This is a genomic window from Arthrobacter sp. 05T420 (genome assembly GCF_056396305.1).
In genome coordinates, this window is record NZ_JBFTLG010000014.1 from 1 (window position 1) to 21,271 (window position 21,271).

General features: G+C 64.6%; 18 protein-coding genes and 1 pseudogene. 4 read left to right on the forward strand and 15 right to left on the reverse strand.

The features are described from left to right. The 7 genes and pseudogenes from AC1DEM_RS14120 to AC1DEM_RS14150 form a co-directional block, all read right to left on the reverse strand. Positions 1-167 (reverse strand): annotated as a pseudogene (locus AC1DEM_RS14120) (sugar phosphate isomerase/epimerase); the annotation flags it as partial. A gap of 77 nt (positions 168-244) precedes the next feature. Next, entirely contained in the window at positions 245-1,369 is a 1,125-nt protein-coding gene (locus AC1DEM_RS14125; RefSeq protein WP_476884951.1) for a 2-hydroxyacid dehydrogenase, read from the reverse strand. 8 nt (positions 1,370-1,377) lie between these two features. Continuing rightward, positions 1,378-2,706, reverse strand: a complete 1,329-nt coding sequence (locus AC1DEM_RS14130; RefSeq protein ID WP_476884952.1) for an MFS transporter — start codon at positions 2,704-2,706, stop codon at positions 1,378-1,380. A gap of 182 nt (positions 2,707-2,888) precedes the next feature. After that, a complete protein-coding gene (locus AC1DEM_RS14135) occupies positions 2,889-3,599 on the reverse strand; it encodes a GntR family transcriptional regulator (protein ID WP_476884953.1) in 711 nt (236 codons plus the stop codon). 121 nt (positions 3,600-3,720) lie between these two features. Further along, positions 3,721-4,791, reverse strand: a complete 1,071-nt coding sequence (locus AC1DEM_RS14140) for an alkene reductase (RefSeq protein WP_476884954.1) — start codon at positions 4,789-4,791, stop codon at positions 3,721-3,723. 78 nt (positions 4,792-4,869) lie between these two features. After that, positions 4,870-5,928, reverse strand: a complete 1,059-nt coding sequence (locus tag AC1DEM_RS14145; protein WP_476884955.1) for a 2,3-butanediol dehydrogenase — start codon at positions 5,926-5,928, stop codon at positions 4,870-4,872. 144 nt (positions 5,929-6,072) lie between these two features. Continuing rightward, positions 6,073-7,863 carry an NAD(P)-binding domain-containing protein gene (locus AC1DEM_RS14150; RefSeq protein WP_476884956.1) on the reverse strand — a complete coding sequence of 597 codons (1,791 nt, stop codon included), beginning with the start codon at positions 7,861-7,863 and terminating at the stop codon, positions 6,073-6,075. A gap of 205 nt (positions 7,864-8,068) precedes the next feature. On the opposite strand from AC1DEM_RS14150, the gene AC1DEM_RS14155 reads away from it, so the two are divergent. Then, positions 8,069-9,403, forward strand: a complete 1,335-nt coding sequence (locus AC1DEM_RS14155) for a GAF domain-containing protein (RefSeq protein WP_476885098.1) — start codon at positions 8,069-8,071, stop codon at positions 9,401-9,403. A 129-nt stretch (positions 9,404-9,532) separates the two neighbouring features. On the opposite strand, the gene AC1DEM_RS14160 is transcribed toward AC1DEM_RS14155, so the two are convergent. Both AC1DEM_RS14160 and AC1DEM_RS14165 read right to left on the reverse strand, forming a co-directional pair. Then, positions 9,533-10,033, reverse strand: coding sequence for a PKD domain-containing protein (locus tag AC1DEM_RS14160; RefSeq protein ID WP_476884957.1), 501 nt, complete (start codon positions 10,031-10,033; stop codon positions 9,533-9,535). A gap of 442 nt (positions 10,034-10,475) precedes the next feature. After that, the gene (locus tag AC1DEM_RS14165; RefSeq protein WP_476884958.1) at positions 10,476-11,135 is read right to left on the reverse strand and encodes a DUF6318 family protein; all 660 of its coding nucleotides are present in this window, start codon (positions 11,133-11,135) and stop codon (positions 10,476-10,478) included. Positions 11,136-11,322: 187 nt separating this feature from the next. On the opposite strand from AC1DEM_RS14165, the gene AC1DEM_RS14170 reads away from it, so the two are divergent. The 3 genes from AC1DEM_RS14170 to AC1DEM_RS14180 all read left to right on the forward strand — a co-directional run bounded on the left by AC1DEM_RS14170 (position 11,323) and on the right by AC1DEM_RS14180 (position 12,798). Next, positions 11,323-11,757 (forward strand): pyridoxamine 5'-phosphate oxidase family protein, encoded by a 435-nt coding sequence (locus tag AC1DEM_RS14170; RefSeq protein ID WP_476884959.1) that lies wholly within the window; start codon positions 11,323-11,325, stop codon positions 11,755-11,757. Positions 11,758-11,861: 104 nt separating this feature from the next. Beyond that, entirely contained in the window at positions 11,862-12,317 is a 456-nt protein-coding gene (locus AC1DEM_RS14175; protein WP_476885099.1) for a very short patch repair endonuclease, read from the forward strand. 148 nt (positions 12,318-12,465) lie between these two features. Beyond that, positions 12,466-12,798: a hypothetical protein gene (locus tag AC1DEM_RS14180; protein WP_476884960.1), complete on the forward strand. Its 333-nt coding sequence runs from the start codon at positions 12,466-12,468 to the stop codon at positions 12,796-12,798. A 39-nt stretch (positions 12,799-12,837) separates the two neighbouring features. On the opposite strand, the gene AC1DEM_RS14185 is transcribed toward AC1DEM_RS14180, so the two are convergent. The 6 genes from AC1DEM_RS14185 to AC1DEM_RS14210 all read right to left on the reverse strand — a co-directional run bounded on the left by AC1DEM_RS14185 (position 12,838) and on the right by AC1DEM_RS14210 (position 21,226). Beyond that, positions 12,838-14,034, reverse strand: a complete 1,197-nt coding sequence (locus tag AC1DEM_RS14185; RefSeq protein ID WP_476885100.1) for a 5-methylcytosine restriction system specificity protein McrC — start codon at positions 14,032-14,034, stop codon at positions 12,838-12,840. A gap of 184 nt (positions 14,035-14,218) precedes the next feature. Beyond that, positions 14,219-16,450, reverse strand: coding sequence for an McrB family protein (locus AC1DEM_RS14190; RefSeq protein WP_476884961.1), 2,232 nt, complete (start codon positions 16,448-16,450; stop codon positions 14,219-14,221). A gap of 92 nt (positions 16,451-16,542) precedes the next feature. Further along, complete coding sequence (locus tag AC1DEM_RS14195) at positions 16,543-16,815, reverse strand: hypothetical protein (RefSeq protein ID WP_476884962.1); 273 nt, start codon at positions 16,813-16,815, stop codon at positions 16,543-16,545. Positions 16,816-16,875: 60 nt separating this feature from the next. Further along, positions 16,876-17,307 (reverse strand): acyl-CoA thioesterase, encoded by a 432-nt coding sequence (locus AC1DEM_RS14200; RefSeq protein ID WP_476884963.1) that lies wholly within the window; start codon positions 17,305-17,307, stop codon positions 16,876-16,878. 98 nt (positions 17,308-17,405) lie between these two features. After that, positions 17,406-19,400, reverse strand: a complete 1,995-nt coding sequence (locus AC1DEM_RS14205) for an ABC transporter ATP-binding protein (RefSeq protein ID WP_476885101.1) — start codon at positions 19,398-19,400, stop codon at positions 17,406-17,408. Positions 19,401-19,492: 92 nt separating this feature from the next. Then, a complete protein-coding gene (locus AC1DEM_RS14210; protein ID WP_476884964.1) occupies positions 19,493-21,226 on the reverse strand; it encodes an ABC transporter ATP-binding protein in 1,734 nt (577 codons plus the stop codon). Positions 21,227-21,271: the final 45 nt, after the last annotated feature.

Genomic DNA, 21,271 nt, shown 5'->3' on the forward strand with positions numbered 1-21,271 from the left:
CAGCTGTCGGTGAGGTCGGCGTCGGCAAAGCCGGCGTCCCTGACCTCGGTGAAGACCTCGGCCCAGGCCGTGGCGTCGGCGTCGTTGACGTGGTTACCCTGCGCGTCGGTTCCCGGGAACTGCAGGAGCGCTGCGGTGATGGGCCAGTTGTCGGCTGTGTAAGCCATGGGTTCACTCCTTCGTGGAATCCTGTTTCCTATAGGATCTACTATCCGGGGGGATGTTGTCAAGGTCACATCTAGGGTTACCCGCCCTTTGCGGTGAAGGCCGCGGTTGAGAAGACCTCCGGATTCAGGACATTGGCGGGCCGCTCCCCCGCCGCGACGGCCAGGATGGAGTCAATGGCGCTGGATGAGACGTCCCGGGTGAAGTCCTCGGTCCAGCACAGGGAATGCGGGGACAGCACCACGTTGTCCAGGGTCAGGAGCTCGTCGTCGGGAAGCAGCGGCTCCGGCTCGAAGACGTCCAGGCCGGCGCCGGCGATCTGCCCCTCCCGAAGGGCGTCCCGGAGGGCGTCGGTGTCCACGAGCTTTCCGCGGCCGATGTTGATCAGGTAGGCGCCTTTCTTCATCCGGGCCAACGCGGCGGTGTCGATCAGTTTCTCGGTCGCCGGGGTCAGCGCGGCGCAGAGCACCACGTAGTCCGAGCGCTCCAGGAGCTCCTCCAGGCCCAGCAACTCGACGCCGAGCCCGGCGGCCTCCGCATGGCGGCCGCTGCGGTTGTTGCCCACCACGTTCATCCCAAGCGGCGCCAGCAGGCGGGCAAGTTCGGCGCCCACGCTGCCGAAGCCCACGATGCCGACCGTCTGCCCCACCAGTGGCGCGCCGCGGTAGTGCTCGCGTTGCGCCCAGTCCGAGGTCCGGGTCAGCCGGTCCTTGGCCAGGAGCTTGTGCGAGAGCGCCAGGAGCAGCGTCAGCCCCGCTACCGCCAACGGCCGTCGGATGGCATCAGGCGTGTTGGTGACAACGACGCCGGCACGGGTGCAGGCGTCCAAGTCGATGGTTTCGTAGCCGGCCCCGAACCGGGCGATCAGTCTCAGGTCCGGAGCGTGGTCCACGGTGCGTGAGTCGAAGGCGATGTGTCCCAGCGACAGCACGGCCTGGACCCCGGCGAGGTCGGGCAGCGGAACCGGGTCCGTGTAGCTGGGCAGGACGCTCCAGCTGATGCCGTTCTCGCTGAGCCGCTGCAGCCCCAAGTCCCCGTGAATGGAGCTTCCGTCGGGCCGCGCAGCGTCGGCCGTGACGGCCACGGTGAACGGCCGTCGGGTGGTTCCCGCCGCCGCGGTCCCAGCATTGGCGGGTCCCGCCGCCGGGGCGGCCGCCGAGGTGGCGACCGCCGTCGTCGTCAATGCATTTGTTGCTGTGCTCATGCGCCGGTTCAGCTTTCTGTCTGCAGTACTGCGGTCTTGTCCTTGATGGGTTCGCGGACCAGCACGGTGTATGCCACGGCGGCCAGGGCCGCGATGATGCCGCCGATCACGAAGGACGGCGCGTAGGAGCCGGTGGCGTCGGCGATCACGCCGGTCAGCAGCGGGGCAAAGGCGCCGCCGAAGTAGCCGCCGAAGTTCTGGATGGCACCGACCGAGGCGACCTGGGAGTTGTCCACGATGTCGCCGGGCATGGCCCAGGCGGCTGCCTGCATGGTGGCGACGAAGCCCAGGGCCACGGTCATGACGGCGATAGCGAGCGGGAGGGAATCCACGAACGGGATGAGGCAGATCAGGATGCCGGCGGCAATCGCGGCTACGGACATCACATGGCGCTTGGCCAGCAGCGGATCGCGGCCTGCCTTCTTCGAGTAGCGCGTCATGACCCAGCCGCCGGTGATGCCGAGGATGGCTGCGCCGAGGTACGGGACGGCCGCGAGCCAGCCGGAGCTGGCAATGCTGGCGCCGCGTTCTTCCTGCAGGTACAGCGGCAGGAAGACGATGAAGATGTTCCAGATCCAGATGACGCAGAAGAAGCCGGCCATCATGCCCCAGATCTGGCGGTGCTTGAAGAGACCGAGCCAGGAGACCTTCTTGGCTGTCAGGAGCTGGGTGGTGCGCTGGCTTTCGATGTAATCCAGTTCCTTGGCGCTGATGCGCTTGTGCTCCTCGGGAGCGCGGTAGTACAGGAAGAACGCCAGCGCCAGCACGAGGCCTGCGACGCCGAGGAAGATGAAGATGGCCTGCCAGCCGAAGGCGAGCATGATGGCGGTCAGGATGGGCGGAGCGATGGCGGGTCCCCATTTGGAGCCGCTGTCCCAGATGGCGGTGGCCTGGCCGCGTTCGGCCCGCGGGAACCAGTCAGCGGTGAGCTTGGCCGACGCCGGACCGTTCGGGGCTTCGGTGATGCCGAGCAGGAACCGGAAGGTGATGAACTGCCACATCTTGCCGCCGATGGCCATCAGCGCGGTTGCGATGCTCCAGCCCGCGATTGCCAGGAAGTACATCCGGCGGGCACCCAGCTTGTCCACGAGCCAGCCAGCGGGCAGCTGGGCAAAGGCGTAGGTCCAAGAGAACACGGTACCCAGGAGGCCAATGTCCGTCCGGGTCATGCCGAAGTCTTTGATCAGTTGCGGTGCGGCGATGGAGATTGCGCTGCGGTCCATGTAGTTGACGATGCCGGCGGCCAAGGCCCAGCCGAGGATCCACCACCGCAGATTCTTGATGGTGCGGCGTGTTGCTGACTCCTTGGGCCCTGCGGCCAAAGTTTCTGTTTGCACTATTCACTCCCTTGTGACTCCCCATGCCGGCACCGTAGCCGTCACAATCGAAGATCCTATAGGGTATTCGATCTGATTGTGAAGAGGGTCACAAGAAAGTTATTTGCAGGTCGGCCGCGGGGATGCCTCACGAAGGCCTGCGGAAGTTCTCTGGAAGTCTCCCGAAGTCTCCGGAACGGGCCTTATTCTGCGGGAGCGTCCGCGATGGCGCGGCCGCGCACATTCTGCACGTGCTCGGCCATGGCGGCTGCGGCCTTCTCCGGGTCACCGGTGGACAGCGCGTCCAGGACCGCTTGGTGCTCGGCGATCGCCTGTTCCGCGTCCGTGATGCCCACGCCGCCGAACAGGCGGAAGCGCTGGACCTGCCCGCCGAGGGCGGCATAGGCGGCAACCATGAACTGGTTGCCGGTCTGCTCCGCGATCAACCGGTGGAACCGCTCATCGGCTTCCAGATAGTCACGGTATTCGACAAACGACGGGCCCCGCGGCGCCTTTGTAAGGTCGGTGACGGCCTTGGCCAGCTCGGCATGGTGCGCCGGCGTCTGCCGGGCGCACGCCAACCGGGCGTTCACGGGCTCAATGGCAAGTCGTGCTTCCATGAGTTCGGCGAAGTCCTCCTGGGTGAACATCGGCGCAACCCGGTATCCCTTGAGCGCGACGCGTCGAACCATTCCGGTGTGTTCGAGCCGGGCAAGCGCCTCCCGCACCGGCGTCGGCGAAACATTGAGCTCCCGGGCGGTTCCATCGATACTCACGGCTGCCCCGGGCTCGAGCCGTCCGTCCATCAGCGACGCCAAAAGCTCTTCATAGACGTGGTCGGCGAGGACCTGGCGGCTGACGGGACGGCCCGCGTAGTGGCCCTCAGGGCGACTCCCGGAGGAAGCTGGTTGCATCTTCAGATCCTATAGGACGGGACATGCGCATTCTTTAACCCAAAGAGTGGGCAGAACGGTGTTCTGCCCACTCTTTGTTGCCTCGGCTGGACATGTCCAGTGGTGGAGGTGCTGCCGCTGCCTAGTTCTGGTAGGCCGGGTAGTCGGTGTAGCCCTCGGCGCCGTCGGTGTAGAACGTGGCCGGATTCGCCTCGTTGACCGGCAGGCCTTCGCGCCAGCGGCGGACCAGGTCCGGGTTGGCGATGGCCGGGCGCCCGACGACGACGGCGTCAGCGTGGCCGTTCGCCACCAGTGCGGTGGCCTCGTCGCGCGTGGTGACGATGCCGAAGCCGGTGTTGACCAGGAACGTTCCGTTGAATCGTGCACGCAGGTCTTGGACCAGCTCGCTGGTGGGGTTCTTGTGCAGGATGCTGAGGTAGGCCAGCTTCAGGGGAGCCAGAGCGTCCACAAGGTGGGCGTAGGTGGCCTGGACGTCTGCTGCGTCGAGTTCGAGGGCACCCTGGACATTGTGCTCCGGGGAGATGCGGATGCCTACGCGGTCCGCGCCGATGGCGTCTACTACGGCCCGGGTAACTTCGATCACGAAGCGCGCCCGGTTCTCCGGGGAGCCGCCGTAGATGTCGTCGCGCTGGTTGGCGGCCGGAGTGAGGAACTCGTGCAACAGGTAACCGTTGGCCGAGTGGAGTTCGACGCCGTCGAACCCGGCCTCTACGGCCTTGCGGGAAGCCGTCACGAATTCCTCGACGATGCCCGGCAGTTCCGCGGTGGTCAGGGCGTGCGGTACGGGGAACGCCTGCTTGCCCTTGTACGTACGGGTCTCGCCGTCGATGGCAATGGCACTGGGTGCGACTACCTCGTAGCCACCGGTGGTGTCCTGGTGGGTAACCCGGCCGGCGTGCATGACCTGGGCGAAGATGCGGCCGCCCTCAGCGTGTACGGCGGCGGTGACGTTGGCCCAGCCCGCCAGCTGCTCGTCCGTCACCAGTCCGGGCTGGCCCGGGAAGCCTCGGCCGGCGTTGCTGGGGTACGTGCCCTCACTGACGATCAGGCCAAGCGAGGCGCGCTGGCGGTAATGTTCGACCACCAGCGGGCCGGGGATTCCTTCGTTGCCCGAGCGTACGCGGGTAAGCGGCGCCATCACGAGTCGGTTGGGTAGTTCCAGCTCGCCGAGGGTCATCGGGGAAAACAGCATGCGCAGTTCCTTTCACAATGGATTGGTTCACTTGGGGTAACTGCACAGCGTTTGCAACTATTCCATCTGAGACTCGGATCACGACGGGTGGACGATGATCTTCACCGCGGTGTCGTTGTGGTTGATCAGCGTGTCGAACCCCTTATCCACCAAGTCGTCCAGGGCGATTCTTCCGGTGATGAAGGGTTTCAGGTCGACTTTTCCTTCCTGGACGAGCTTGATGGCGGCTTCATGATCGCCGCAGTAAGCGATGGTGCCGCGCAGATCGATTTCCTTCAGCACCACTTTCTGCATATCCACTGTGGCCGGGTGTCCCCAGATCGAGACGTTGACGACGACGCCAGCGGGCTTCACGACGTCGAGCATCGTGTCCAACACGGCATTCACGCCTGCACATTCAAACGCCGCATTGGCCCCTGCACCGTTGGTCAATTCCAAGACGCGCGCCTTGACGTCGTCGGTACTGGGGTCGAGAACGTGATCCGCTACCCCGGACGAAGTCGCCTTGTCCTTGCGGGCGGCCGACAGCTCAGTAACGATCGTGGTGATGCCGATCCCTTTGAGGACCGCGGCGGTCAGGAGCCCAATGGGTCCCGCACCCCCGACGACGGCGACGTCCCCGGCCTTGAGGCCGCTCCTGCCGACGGCGTGATACGCCACGGCGAGGGGTTCGATAAGTGCGGCCTCGTCCAGGGGGATGTCGCCGACAGGGTGCACCCAACGCGTGTCGACAACAACTTTCTCGCTCAGGCCGCCACCGCCGCCCGCCAAACCGATGAAGCCCAACTTTGTACACAGGTTGTAGTGTCCGCTGCGGCAGGGACCGCATTCATTGCAAACGACGTACGGCTCAACGACGACGTTGTCTCCGACGGCCAGACCGCTGACGCCTTCACCAAGTTCTTCAACGGTGCCGGAGAACTCGTGCCCCAGGGTGACCGGGGCGGCCTCGTGAGTAAGAACGTGGGGGTGGCCGGGCGGCGGGGTGAAAATAGGTCCTTCGAGGAATTCATGGAGGTCGGTGCCGCAGATACCGCACCAGGCTACGGCGATCTTCACCGTTCCCGGACGCAGCTCCGGCTCTTGAACATCTTCGATCCGGAGATCCTCGCGGGCGTGGAATCGTGCTGCTTTCATGATGTTTAACCTTCGCATTCCAGGCCGTGGATGCGCCCGGTCAGACGCATCCACGGAATGTCGGTGGGTTCTCACGACGGGGCCGTAACCCCAGTCTGGTGGCCGTGTCTGGGATTGTCACGACCCGTGTGTCAGCAGGTGTACTCAGCGCGTGTGGTGTGTGGGCTGCAGCTCGAAGACCGGCGTTGGGAGTCCTTCCATCCTTGCTTTGAGCTGCAGGGCCAGATAGGTGGAGTAGTGACGGCTCTGGTGCAGATTGCCGCCATGGATCCAGAGGTTCTCCACGTTTGTGGGCTTCCACATATTGCGCAGTTCCCCCTCCCACGGGCCCGGATCTTTGGGCGTATCTGATCCGAAACCCCAGCACTTGCCGACGGCGTCGGCTACCTCGGGCGAGACCAAATCAGCCAACCAGCCGTTCATCGACCCATAGCCGGTGGCGTAGATGATGACGTCTGCATCCAGTTCGGTTCCGTTGGCCATCACGACGGAGTTGCCGGTGATCTTGCTGACCTCGCCGTTGGCGAGCTTGACCCGACCGTCGATGATGAGCTGCGAGGCACCGACGTCGATGTAGTAGCCGGAACCGCGCCTCAGGTACTTCAGGAACAGGCCGGAACCGTCAACGCCGAAGTCCAGGTCAAAGCCTGCTGCCTCCAGCTGGGAATAGAAGCCGGCGTCCCGCTTGGCCATCTCCGCATAAACAGGGATCTGGGCTTCGGGCAGAATCCGGTACGGCAACGACGCAAACAGCAGATCGGCTTTCTCCGTGGTGACGCCGTTGGCGAGTGCCTTTTCGGAATACAGATCGCCCAGCGCAAGGTCCATGAGGGACTCACTGCGGGCAATATGAGTGGAGGACCTCTGGACCATGGTGACATCGGCCCCATGCTCCCAGAGGTCGGCACAGATATCGTGGGCTGAATTATTGGAGCCGATGACCACGGCCTTCTTGCCGGTCCAGTCTCCACCGCCCGGGTGCTTGGACGAGTGGTACTGCTCCCCCAGGAAGGACTCGGCGCCGTCGAATGCGGGGACGCTGGGGTACCCCGAAACACCCAGGGCGAAGACAAGCTGTTTGGGGCGCAGGGTGACCGGTTCGCCGTCGCGCATCACCTCCACCACCCACTCCTGGGACGATTCGTCGAAGCGGGCGTTGGTGCACTCGGTCTTGGACCAGTAGTTCAGTTCCATGATCCGTGTGTAGTTTTCCAGCCAGTCGCCGATCTTGTCCTTGGCCGCGAAAACCGGCCAGTCGTCGGGGAACTTTATGTAGGGAAGGTGGTCGTACCACACCGGATCGTGCAGGTGGAGGGACTTGTAGCGGTTGCGCCACGAGTCGCCCGGGCGCTCATTCTTTTCGATGATGATGGTGGGCACGCCGAGTCTCCGCAGCCGCGCCCCCAGTCCGATTCCGCCTTGTCCGCCGCCGATGATGACGGTGTAGGGCTGGTCTTCGTAGCCCAGTCGCGCTTCTTGCTCTTCCTTCAGTTCCAACCAGGATTTGCGGCCCTTGGTGATCTCATGGGCGACCCCCTTCTCCCGGTTGGGGCCCCTCCTCTCCTCGAAGCCCTTAAGCTCCTGCATGGTGGTGAGCAGGGTCCAGCACTTGCCATTTCGGAGGCGCAAATGGGCGTAGCCCCTGGCTTGGGCGGTCTCGAAATTTACCCAGGCCTCTGCATTCGCCGCATCCCCGGTGGCGTCCTCGGCGAGGGTCCAGTTACTGGGCTGGACGTCGTCCAGGGTGGCGTCGAGCATGCGGCCGATGGCTGCTTTGCCTTCGAGTGTCTTGAGGTTCCAGGTGAAGGAGACGAAGTCGCGCCAGTACGAATCGTCGTCGAAAAGTTCCAGTGCGGCGTCCGTGTTGTGGCTGCGCAGCGCCTCATCGAACTGCGCCAGCCACGCCCCGACGACGCCGTTTGGTGTCTCAGGCATGATTCCTCTTTCCATTGCTGACAGTGGGTCGTTCCCGTTGCGTGACGCCTAGACCACGCGGTGACCCGCATCACAAGTAAAGATGGCAGGGGGTTACAATCGGGTTACACGGAGCTCTCAAGCTGTCGGCCGGCGCGCGCGGGAGACGACGGCGGCCGAGAACCTGCCGGGTGCGACGATTCGAGGGCGAGTTGGGAGAATGAGCATGCGGCAGGGCAATGGCTCCATTACGTATCCCTCAGACCTCAGGTTTTCCGCGCCGGCGGAGTACGCCCGAACTCTTCGGGCGGCGCACGAGGCCACCATTTCCGGCCATCCGGATCCGCACCTGTCCCCTTCGCTTATCAAGTCCTGGCAGCGTTCCCTCGCGTTGGGTATCAATCCGGACCGGCACCGGCCGCTGCACCGGCATGAAGTTTCCGAGGCGCGCTCCCTCAGTGCTGGCCATCGGCTGGCCGCGGTGATGCCTGCGCTCTCGCAGTTGCTGGCCGATGAAACCGTCACCGGGCGCCATTTGCTGATCGTGACCGATCACGAGGGCGAAGTGCTATGGCGTGTTGGCAGCAAACACGCATTGCGGCTTGCAGACTCGCTGGAGTTCGTGGAGGGTGCGGATTGGTCCGAGTCCGGGGTTGGCACCAACGCCATCAGCGAGGCTTTGGTAACCGGCGCCCCGGCGCAGCTCTTCTCGGCCGAGCACCTCGTGCGGACCCATCATGATTGGGCTTGTACTGCATCTCCGATTCGCGACCCCTTGTCGGGCGAAATCGTCGGCGTCCTAGATGTCTCCGGACCGTTCGAGTCGGTCACGCCGGACAGCCTGCGGCTGGTGCGTTGTGGAGTGCGGCTTGCAGAGGAGCTGCTGAGATCGGCTGCGGTTCCCAACGGCGATGCCCGGCCCCCAGGGCACTCGGCACCACGCGACCAGCGAGCACGGCGCGACGGCGCCCAGTCGCAGCTGGTGCTGCGGCTCTTGGGAGACGCGCCGTCCGCGGCGCTCGACGGCGGCAGCAGGCGCCCGCTGACGCTGCGGCGTGCCGAGATCATGGCCCTGCTGGCCTCACGTGACCAGGGCTGGAGCGCCGATGAACTGGCGTACGAGATCCATGGTGACACGGGCACCGGCGCCGCGATCCGGACCGAGATGCACCGGATACGCAACATCCTGGGCGATGTCTTGGAAGCAAACCCCTACCGGTTCTATTCAACGGTCAACGTCGCCACGGATGCTTCAGTCGTGGCCGCGCATCTGCGGGACGGGCGGGTTGCCGAGGCATTTACGGCCTACTCGGCAAAACTCCTCACCCGTTCGGCCAATCTGGCAGTTGGGTTCATGCGGGACGAACTGAACGCAGCCGTAGGAGCGTCCATCCGGTCCAGCGGTGATGCCCGGCTAATGCTGCAGTGGTGCACAAGCGACATGGGATCTTCCGATACGGCGACTGCTGCTGCCGCGGCGGCGCTGATCGGACCGAACGATCCCCGGTGCCAGCTTGTGAGCGCCCGGATGGAACGGGTGGACCGGGAGCTGCGAGCATAGCCACGAGACGTGGAGCCACCGTTGGGGTGAATTGTCGGGCCGCCCGCGCTAGCCACCTGGGAGCAACACCGGGACTCAGCGCTCGGGAGCAGGCGCGGCTGCGCACTAGGGAGACGGAGCGGCGACGCACTAGGGAGACGGAGCGGCGACGCCGGGGCAGCCCTGGCCTCGGGGGTTCTGCAGGCATGTGTCGGCGTAATTCCTGGTGATCGAACGCCAAACGCTGACGGTCTGCGGCGGCGAACTGAAGGAGCCTCGGCCGGGGATGGGAAGGGGTGGGCCGCCATTGAGGGAGTAGGTGCCTTGGAAATGCGTTGTCAGAACCACGGGGAAGTTGCCGGTCTGGGCGTAGACGTGGCTTGTCAGGGTTTTCTCGCCCCAGCGGTCCTGCGGAAGCGGTCCGCCGGCCGCCGTTTGCGGGCCCAACGTAGTGCCATCCCCATAACTCCAGGAGTATTCCACGGGCTTGGCAACGACGTGGACGGCCTGAGCCAGGATCGTGATGTCGAACTGCTGATCTGCAGCGCTGGCAAAGAAGTTAGTCTCTGCTCCGCGCAGGGTGTTGGGGCTGGGTTGGGCCGTGGCACTTCCAGCAGATATCGGAAGCCGCTGGAACTCTCGCTGGATCATTGCGGCAATTCTAGGAAGCAGGTCCTCGGGCCTGGGATCGAAGAGACAGGTTGGGCCGGAGTGAAATGACCATGTCGGATTGGGCACGCCCGCCGGCGCCTTTAACCAGACAACGGGAATGCCGGGCTTTCCGTCTGGGCCGCTCGAACAGTCCACCGCTCGGGCGAGACAATCGGCGTCAAAGTCGCCTCCGCCCAAGTGGCATTGGAGCTCGTATTTGTATTGGAAGGGGTCGGTGGAGGGGATTCCTGGCTGAGACCATACGAATTCCCCTGTTGATGGATCGGCCTTCCAGCCACCGACATCAACAGTATCTTCACCCCAGTCCCCGACTATGGGCGGCGGCTGATCGTCGGCGTATGCGGAGACTTGCAAAGACATGGCGACAAGAATCAGCACAGCAATAGCAAGTCCCCGATTCCACAACGATCGTCCCACCGGGCTAGCCGACGATTCGCTGAATGTTGTTCACGTACCAGGCCCCGTTCTTGAAAACCGCCAACATGAGGTTGCCTGTATCCTCCGGCTTAGCGGAAGCCTGTTGCAAGGTGCCATCGGCGTTGTAGTACGAAAGCGCCGCTTGGGAGGCTTGGATCGCTACTTGGTAGTTTCCGTCCGGGGCAACCTTGAACGTGGTGCTGATAGACGGCGTTTGCATTTTGCCGCCTGCGAGCCATCTTCCGCCCTCATGCCATCCTGACATGACTGCCTTGGCCTTCTCGCAGGCACGGCACTCCGCACTAGTTATCGGGGCAAGCCGGGAAATATCACCCGTTTCATACCCGTAGCTGAGTAGTTGGAACCAGTACCGGGCAAACGCCTCAAGGCCTGCCTTCGTCTTCGCCTTCGCAGCTTCCGGCAGTTGGGGAACCGGAACGTTCTGTGCCCTTCCCGATGCGTCGGCCGGCTTATAGCTGGCTGTGGGCGTGGGAACTGCACTTGTAGTGGACGATGCTGACGGGCCTTGCGATTCAGCAGGCGATGGAGATCCGGGCGGCGGCGTTCCGCCCCCGCTGCACGCCGTGACAGACACCAAGGAGATCGACACCAAAGCGACCGCACAGGCTCGCCAGATGCCAGAAAGCGAGGTGCGAGATGTCATGGTCAGCTACTCCCCCGATAGAAAATCAAGACACTTGAAAGCCGAATGGCTTAAGGGTAACTGAGATCACATTTTGCTGGTCAAGTTTATCCACAGGCTGCGCTTCGCCCCCACAAACCGGCAGCCCACCCGTCATGAGTCCTTTAGCCCCTAGCCATGTCCCTATCGCGGACAGAACAATGAACCCATGATGTTTGAACACGAAGACGGCAATCCCATCCTCAAGCTGGACGACGAGCAATCCTGGAAACTGATAGACAGCACGAAACACGGCAGGCTGGTGGTCACTGTCGCCGGAGAACCTGACATCTTCCCGGTGAACTACGCGGCCAGCGGACGGAAATTGTTCCTCCGCACCGCCCCGGGCAACAAACTGGCCGAGCTCACCATCAATTCCAAGGTGCTCTTCGAAACCGACGGAATCCTATCCGAGGAAGCGTGGTCCGTGGTCCTGCGCGGCACTGCGCGGGTACTCGATCAGTCGGCAGACATCGCCGACGCCGAGGCCCTCGGACTAAAACCCTGGGTTCCCACGTTGAAGGACTTCTACGTGGAAATCACACCGACTTCGGTCAGCGGACGCCACTTCCAGTTTGGCGAACACCCAGAGCGGGAGATCTAGCGCCCGACGGCGGCTGTCGGCCCCGCCAGCTGCCCGCTAGCTGCCCGCCGTCGTTGATACAGCCCGGCAAGCGCCACGGCTTGGCGGCCGCCTAGACTTAAATGATGGCGGACAAGCTGACTCCGGAGCGGCGCAGCTGGAACATGTCCCGGATCCGGGGTAAGAACACCAAACCGGAAATGCTGGTCCGCAGGCTGCTGCACGCGAGGGGATACCGCTATCGCCTGCATGGCGCGGCAAATGGCGGCAAACTCCCGGGCAACCCCGATCTCGTCTTCGCCGGCCGCCACAAAGTCATCTTCATCAACGGCTGCTTCTGGCACTTCCATGACTGCCGGGTAGGGCAGCATGCACCCCAAGCAAATGCCGAGTTCTGGGAAACCAAGCGCACGCGAACCCGGAACCGCGACGCCGCCCAGCGGCTTCAGCTCGAGCGTGAGGGCTGGGAAGTGCTCACGGTGTGGGAGTGCGAGCTGAAGGACCGATCGGCCTTGGAGCTCCGGCTGGACGCGTTCCTCAGAGGCCTGCCACGGGAGCTGCCAACGGACGAACCCTCCTGAGGACATCCGATGACCGGAAGAAATCCTGCGTGTCGCGCTGCCAGCTTCCGTTGCAGGCTGAGCAGGCTCAGCTAATATTCGACTCCGGGGGACTTAGGGAATTATTCGGTCAGTACCACTGCGTACTGCAAATACGGGAGAGCGCACGATGCCGCACTTGCTGATGTCCAACGACGAGTCCGACACGGCTGCTACGCCAGCAGATTCCAGCTCCACAGTTCTTCAGTTCTCCCGCTTCGGCCACACCAAACACCGCGCCATTCGGCCCCGGCCCCGCCACTTCCGCGGCGCGGACCCTGATCTGGAGCCGCTGCGCCGGCAGGCAACCTCGATCATCCACGACGTCCTCGCGGGCACTGATCCGGAAGAAGCTGACGTGCGGGAGAAACTTCAGTGGCATGTCGCGAACAACCCGGGCCAGCCGGAAAAGGCGCTCCTGGGACATTTGCGGACAGTGGCAGACCAGCAAGCATCCGCCTAGCTGGCTGAACGGTTTAGCTGGCCGAACGGTTTAGCTGGACTAACGCGCGATAGTGGCCTGCCGGAGCACTTCGCCCCAGGACTGCTGGGCAAGATCTGCCACGGAGGCCAGGATTTCCGACGGCGGCAGGGACAGATCCAGCGGGAACTCGACAATGTCTATGTCGGTATTGAGAATCCGGCGCAGCTTGATTTCCCCTGCTCCGGGGTAAATGATCCATGCCGTCGGCACCCGCAAGGATGTGCAGTAGGCGAGCATCCGGTAGTGGTCGCCCGAGAGTGACGCGCCCGCGTCAGCCGCGGCCTTGTACTTCGCGTCGTACACCATCACGGGCCGGCCGCCGAGGAAGTGGACGGCCCCCGGCTGGACCACAATCCGGTCCGAGTCGCGGACGGCCTCGTTCAGCAGCGCGTTGTACCTCAACCGCATTTCCCCGGGATGGGCGGCCATGGCTTCGCGCAGGGCCACCCCCACGAAGTCCTCGAACACCTTGGCCATGTCCACCACAAACGACGCCGACTGCTGCTTGCCGTCACCGGCCTCAGCCGACGCGTTCCGCAGGATCAGCTCGGCGAGCCGGAGGGCCGCGTGGTAGCGCGTGTTCATCCGGCTGGGCCGCCACTGCGGCAGCGGCGCGCCGGACTGCAGGCGCGTCACGGCGTCGAGCTTTCCCTTCAGCTGGCGCAGCCGGCTCAGGACTTCCGGCCGCACGCGCGGCACCTGGGACATCCGTTCCAGCGCGGCGCGCAGAATCCGGTTCTCCGCGATGTCCTCGGTGAACTCGTCATAGGAGACTTCCAGCGGGACCAGCATCCCCGGGCGGCGGGAAATCTGGTCCGACATCCGGATCCGGCCCTTAACGGTCCGGAGGGATTCTTCCACCATGAGATAGCCCTGCAGCACACCCCGGCTCAGCGCCCGGTCCGCGAGCTGCGCCAGGGATTCGGCCAGGGCGCTCCAAAGGTCGGTGTGCTCCACCGCGGCGACCGACTCGTCCCGGAAACCCTGGTCCCCCGCGTAACCGAGCAGGAACAGCAGCCGGCTCAGCCCGAGCCGTCCCTTCGGCCGCACCTCCAGCTGCACGGCGTGGGTCCGCACGGAGCCCACGCTCCCCACCGGTTCGATCCGGTACAGTCCCATGCCCATCGGGGAGGCCTTTGCCAGGCCGCTGGCGTTGACGTAGGCCGCGGTGTCCGGATCAAGCCGCTCCACGACGCCGGCGGAGAGCTCGTCCAGGACAATGTGACGGCAGGGCTCCGCCGCGCCGCCGCGTCCGGAAAGACCCCGCCCTGCCGAACTCACCTTGGCCGAACCCGACTTGGCCGAACCCCTGTCCGAGGGAGTGCGCCCAGCCGAACCGTGGTTCGAGGAGGCCCTCTCCGACGGACTACGGTCCAGCGCTACCGCGTCCCCGGCCAGCCTAGGCATGCGCCAGGCGGCCCAGGAGTTGCTCCAGTCCGAACCGTTCCTCGAGCTGGGCGCGGTTGAGCTGGCCGTGATAGTGCTCCTCCAGCAGCGGCATCAGCTCGTACTTCCAGATTCTGCGCAGTCCCTTGGGCGTCTGGGCAGACTTTTTCATGAAGTAGGAGGGCCCGATCATGAGGTCGCGGTCCCACTCGTCGATGGCGTCGTTCAAGGCGTCAAGCAGCAAGGCCGGGGTCGTGTCCAGGTCGCGGGCCTGGAGGAAACGCAGCAGCGAGCCCTTCACAGGTTCGGTCTTCGGATGCAGCTCGATGAAGGAGAACCGCCGCCGGATGGCCGCGTCCATCATCGCGATGGAACGGTCCGCGGTGTTCATGGTACCGATGATGTAAAGGTTGTCCGGCAGGGTGAACGGCTCGTTGGGGCTGTATTGGAGGTAGATGCGGTCATCGCGGTATTCGAGCAGGAAGTACAGCTCGCCGAACACCTTGGCGAGGTTTGCCCGGTTCATCTCGTCGATGATCAGGAAGTACGGCTTGCTCTCGTTTCCCGGCTTGGCAGCTTCCTCGGCGAGCCGGCGCAGCGGGCCTGCCACGAGCTTGAAGGACACCTGGCCCTCGTCCGTCTTGTCCGGACGGAAACCCTCGAAGAAGTCCTCGTAGGCGTACGACGGGTGGAACTGGACCAGCTTGACCCGCTCGTCCGTCGTGTCGCCGGCGAGCTCGGCGGCGAGGTGCTTGGCCAGGTACGTCTTGCCCGTTCCCGGCGGACCGTAGAGCACCAGCTGCCGGTTCTCCTCGAGGAGTTCGGCGATTTCCTGCAGCGGGTCCAGGTCCATGTGCAGGGACGCGGCGAACTCCGGCGTCAGCGGCCGGAAACCCTCATAGGCAGGTTCGACGGCGGCAGCCGGCTCGGCGCCGTCTCCGTCCTCGGCTTCCGCTTCTGCCGGCAGGAGCGCCTCGAGCGCCTGGATCACCCGGGTGATGTCCACGATGTTGCCGGACGTGGTCAGCTGCCGCTGCACGTGGCGGGGTAGCCCGGTGGCGTCGTGCTCCTCATCGAACCAGCGGACCTTGCGGCGGAGCTGGCGATTGTCCTTTCCATGCTCCGGTTCGCCGAGGACCACACCGATCCGGACCTTGCCCGAACTCTGGTACAGCGCGAGGTCACCCGGCTTCATGACGGTCAGGAAGGCGAAGACGGCGGTCTTGGTGTCCTCGCGCTCCACGTAACCGAGGTGCTTGTAGTCCTCGTCCACCGCGTTCTGGACCAGCCCGGCCGAAACGCCGGGGTCCAGCAGGCGGAGGTGTTCGACGTCGAGCGTCACCGCTTCCTCGTCGCGCCACTCCCCCAGCAGCTCGGCGTTCTCGTGGTGGGTGCGCAAAAGCCAGGCGCGGCGGCCGGGGTCGCCGACCTTCCGCCACTGGCTCACCAGCTGGCGGGAGTACCAGTCGATCCGCTGCCCGGCCTGCTGGTCCAGGTGCAGGCGGATCCTGTGGATGTCCGCCGAAATGTCCTCGTCGCTGTCCCCCTTGGCCCCGCCCACCAGGGATGCAAAGGCGTCGCGGATTTCCTGCCGTTCGACGTCGGCCACCACGGGTTCGAAGTAGCTGGGCCAGACCAGGAACTCGATGCTGCGGCGGATGGCCGGCTGGTCATCCGGGGTCCCGGCGACCAGCCGGTGGAAGGCCAGCGGATCCTTGACCGCAGTCTGGACGACGTGGGCCGGCCGCTGTGCGACGTGCTTCACGAAGCGGCAGAGCCATTTCAGGTGGTCCCAGATGGTCCAGTTGAATTCCGCGGTCCGGTCCCGGATCACGCCGTGGTCCGTCATGCCCGCGTAGAGCTCGTCGGGGAGCTCCAGCGGAGGCTCCAGCCAGGACGCCGCCTCGGCCACGCGAGCCCGCTTGACCTTCAGGGACTTGACCTCGTGGGCCAGCGGCAGGGACTGGAGGAAGAGTAGCTCCACGGCCAATTGCTTCGCCCCGCGGGTGGCATCTTCCAGGTTCTGGCGCAGGTTGGTCATCATCGGCGCCTTGGGATCGGGAACGCCGCGTTCAAGGCGTTCCAGCAACTCCGCGGCGGCCTGGACTGACCATGTTTTGGTGCGGCCGTCCAGGGCGGACGCTTTGCCCAGCAATCCGGGCCCCAGCACAAACCACGCCGCGTCTTCTATCTCCTTGGAGATGCCGAGGGCACGGTGCAGGGCAGGCTTCTTGGCTGGGGTCATACGTTCAATTTACAGGCTTAAACTGAACGCGCGCATTTAACGCCGCCCCAAAGCTACCGTTCAGTAGACCGCAGGCAAGCGGACTTCTGCCCCTACTTCGCGCCAGCCCGGTGCTTCACACCGACGGTGAAATACGTGGCCGGCCCAATGAAGTTCACAAAGGTGGCAAACCGCCACAGCGCCTTGTTGCCCCGGATCTCCTCGGCCGGCCTCCGATTGATGTCCGTCTGGGCAGCAATGAGCAGCGTCAGCTGAACGGTGGCCGCCACGATTGTACCGAACCTTGCCATCGGCGAGAGTTCTTTCCAATTCTTCTTGCGGGTGTGCCTCTTGTGCATGTTCTTGCCCATGTTCACAGCGACCACGCCTCCTTAGAGCGTCCGGAGTTGTTCATTGTAGGAGCCCCACCGGCACGGTGGTAGAGGCTATGGGACCGGGTGGGAGCGGGTGTACGGGGCCAGCCGCTCCTTCTGCTCCGGCGTCAGCCGCAGCACCCGGCCGGTTGCCTCATCGACGAAGGCCAGGTGGCTCGTGGCCCGGACGCAGTCCTCCCGCGTGACAGGATCCTGCACCAGGTAGTGGATGTCGAAGCTGGCCCCCTTGACCGCCCCGATCCACAACTGGACGACGGCCGGCACATTCCGGTATTCCAGCGTCCTGACGTACCTGATCTTGTGCTCGACCACGAGCGCCAGCGTCCCTTCCGGGATGTCGTTGAAGAGCGACACCAGGGGTTCGGTTCCGGGCAGCCCGGCGCCCCGGGGCGGCCCGAACGCCGCGATCCGTGCTTCCTCCAGGATCCGGACAATCTGGACGTTGTTGATATGCCCATAGGCATCCATGTCGCTCCAGCGCATCGGCACCTCCACCTCGAGGCGCCGTGGCTCCGTGGCTGGCCCCTCCTCCGTGGGGGCTTCCCCGGCGACGCCGCCGCCGGCAGGGCGCCCGACGGCGCTCAGCTGTGCACCGCCGTCGAGTCCTCCGCGGGATCCAGCAAAGCCGCGTCCGCGTCCTCGCCGGCGAATTGGGACATGTACAGCCGGTAGTACGCGCCCTCCATGGCCAGCAGCTGGGCGTGCCGGCCCTGCTCAACGATCTGCCCGTCCTCCATGACAAGGATGGTGTCCGCATCCCGGATGGTGGAGAGGCGGTGGGCGATGACGAAGCTGGTGCGCTCCGTGCGCAATGCGGCCATGGCCTTCTGGACCAGGGCTTCGGTGCGGGTATCCACGGAACTCGTGGCCTCGTCCAGGATCAGCAGCGACGGGTTCGCCACGAAGGCCCGGGCAATGGTGATCAGCTGCTTTTCGCCGGCGCTGACGTTGTTGCCTTCTTCGTCGATGACCGTGTTGTAACCGTCCGGCAGCGCGCGGACGAAGCGGTCCACGAAGGTGGCCTTGGCCGCGGCCATGATCTGGTCCTCGGTGGCGTCCAGCTTGCCGTAACGGATGTTCTCGTAGATGGTTCCGCCGAACAACCAGGCATCCTGGAGCACCATGCCCACCTTGGCGCGCAGCTCCGAACGGCTCAGCCTGGTGATGTCCACCCCGTCCAAGGTGATGCTGCCGGCATTGAGTTCGTAGAAGCGCATCACGAGGTTGACCAAGGTGGTCTTGCCCGCGCCGGTCGGTCCCACGATCGCCACCGTGTGCCCGGGTTCGGCCGTGAAGGACAGGTCCTCGATCAGCGGCCTGTCCGGCGTGTAGCTGAAGGTGACGTGCTGGAATTCGACGTGTCCGTCGGTCTTCGCCGGGAGGTGCTCGGTGGCGGTCTCGGCGTCCTGCTCGTCGGCGTCGAGGAATTCGAAGACCCGCTCGGCTGAGGCGACGCCGGACTGCAGCATGTTAGCCATGCCGGCCATCTGGCCCAGCGGCTGGGTGAACTCGCGCGAGTACTGGATGAACGCTGTGGCGTCACCCAGGCTCATGGCACCGGATGCCACGCGCAGCCCACCGACGACGGCGATCCCCACATAGCTGAGGTAGGAAACAAACTGCATGACCGGCATGATCATGCCGGAGACGAACTGGGCCCCGAAGCTGGCCTTGTACAGTTCCTCGTTGCGCTCGTCGAAGCGGGCCAGCATGTCGGCGTCGCGGCCGAACACGCGGACCAGGTCGTGGCCGGAGAACGATTCCTCGATCTGGCCGTTGAGCTCACCGGTGTTCTTCCACTGGGCGGCGAAGAGCTTCTGGCTGCGGGCGCCGATAATGCCGGCGGCCACGCCGGAGAGCGGCAGGGCGACAAGCGCGATCAGGGCCAGCTGCCAGGACACGATGAACATCATGATCACGATCCCGATCACCGTCAGGGCAGAGTTCACGAGCTGCGCGAAGGCCTGCTGGAGCGCCTGCTGGATGTTGTCGACGTCATTGGTGACGCGGGAGAGGATGTCTCCGCGCTGGCGGGTGTCGAAGTAGTTCAGCGGGAGCTTGTTGAGTTTCTTCTCGGTGTCATCACGCAGGTTACGGACCACGCGCATGACAAGCAGGTTCAGGACATAGCCCTGGAGCCACAGGAAGATGTTGGCGACGAAGTACATCACCAGCACCACGCTGATGAGGAACGCGAGCTTCTGGAAATCGATGCCCGTGCCCGGGACTACGTCCATCTTGGCCAGCATGTCGGCGAAGTTGTTCTGGCCTTGGGAGCGCAGTCCGTCGATGAACTGCTCCTTGGTGGCACCGGCCGGGAGCTGCTTGCCGACCACTCCCGCGAAGATCACGTCCATGGCCTGGCCCAGGATCCTCGGGGCAATGACGTTGAGGACGACGGCGACCGTCACCATGGCGAGCACGACGATGATGCCGGCGCGCTCGGGTTTCAGCAGCCCCATGAGCCGTTTGGCTGAGGGCCAGAAGTGCTGGGCCTTCTTGGCCGGCACACCGCCGAACATGCCGCCGTCGGCTTCGCCGGGCGTGTACTCCTCCTCGATGAAGTCGTCGTCCATCAGGTCGGTTCCGGCAGTCCCGGCCGCGGTGGTGTCGGTTGCGGTCGTGTCGGCTGCGGCGGCCGAAGTGGTGGAGACTTTCTCGTTGGTGCTCATGCCACTGCCTCCGCGCTCAGCTGGGATTCGACGATTTCCTGATAGGTGCTGGAGCTTTCCAATAGTTCCTCATGTGTTCCGCGGTCCACGATCCTGCCGTTGTCCAGCACCAGGATCTGGTCCGCATCGGCGATGGTGGAGACACGCTGGCCGACGATGATCACCGTGGCATCGGCCGTCTTGGCCTTGAGCGCGCGGCGGAGCCTGGCATCGGTGGCGACGTCAAGGGCTGAGAACGAGTCGTCAAACAGGAAGACCTTGGGCTCGGTGACGAGGGCGCGGGCGATGCACAGCCGCTGCCGCTGGCCGCCCGAGACGTTGGTGCCGCCCTGGGCGATCCGCGATGCCAGGCCGCCCTTCTTTTCGCGAACGAAATCCGCGGCCTGGGCGACCGTGAGGGCCTCCCACAGGTCCGTGTCCGTGGCCTCGGGCTTGCCGAAGCGCAGGTTGTGCTCAATGGTTCCGGAGAACAGGTAGGGCCGTTGCGGCACCATGGCCACGCGCTGGGTGATCTGGGCCCGGTCCAGCTGGGTGACGGGGACGCCGTCGAGCAGGACCTCACCCGACTCGGCGTCGTAGAGCCGCGGCAGCAGGGCAAGCAGGCTCGACTTGCCGGCGCCTGTGGAGCCGATGATCGCCACCGTCTGTCCGGGCTCTGCCGTAAAGCTGATGTCGCTCAGCACGGGCGCCTCGGCGCCGGGGTAGGCGAAGGTCACGTTGCGGAATTCCACGCGACCGGACCGTGCGGCCGGCGCCACCGGTGTGAGCGATTCGTGGATTGAGGGTTCGACGTCGAGCACTTCGCCGATCCGGTCGGCGCAGACTGAGGCGCGGGGAATCATCATGGCCATGAAGGTACCCATCATGACGGCCATGAGGATCTGCAACAGATACTGGAGGAAGGCGGTCAGTGAGCCGACCTGCATTTCGCCGGCATCGACGCGCTGGCCACCGAACCACAGCACGGCGGCCGTTGAGACGTGCAGGATCATGCCGATGGCGGGGAACATCAGCACAAACAAGGATCCGATCTTCAGCGAGACGTCGGTGAGGTCCTTGTTGGCCGCCCCGAAGCGCTCGGCCTCGTGGGGTTCGCGCACGAAGGCCCGGACCACGCGGATGCCGATGATCTGCTCGCGGAGGACACCGTTGAGCCGGTCGATCTTCTCCTGCATGGAACGGAAGAGCGGCATCAGGCGGACCACAAGGTAGCCCACCACTACGACGAGCAGGGGCACGGAAACCCAGACGAGCCAGGACAGGTTGAGGTCCTCGCGCAGGGCCATGAAGATCCCGCCGATGCACATGATGGGCGTGGCCACCATGAAGTTCAGGGCCATGAGCATGAGCATCTGGACTTGCTGCACGTCGTTGGTGCCACGGGTGATCAGGGTGGGGGCGCCGAAGAGGTTGACGTCCCGCGCCGAGAAGCTGCTCACCTTGCGGAAGACGCCGCGGCGCAGGTCACGGCCGAACGCCATCGCAGCCTTCGAGCCGAAGTAGACGCCGGCGATCGCGGTGGCCACCTGGATCAAGGAGACGCCGAGCATGACCCCGCCGGTGCGCCAGATGTAGTCCGTGTCGCCGCGGGAGACGCCCTCGTCGATGATCTGGGCATTGAGGCTGGGTAGGTACAACGCCGCGATGGTCGAAGCCAATTGAAAGATGACCACAGCCGCGATGTATGGCAGATACGGCTTGGAATAGCGCCGCATGAGAGTGACGAGCATGCCCACGAGTCCTTACGAAGACTGAAATTTACGAAGACCGAACAA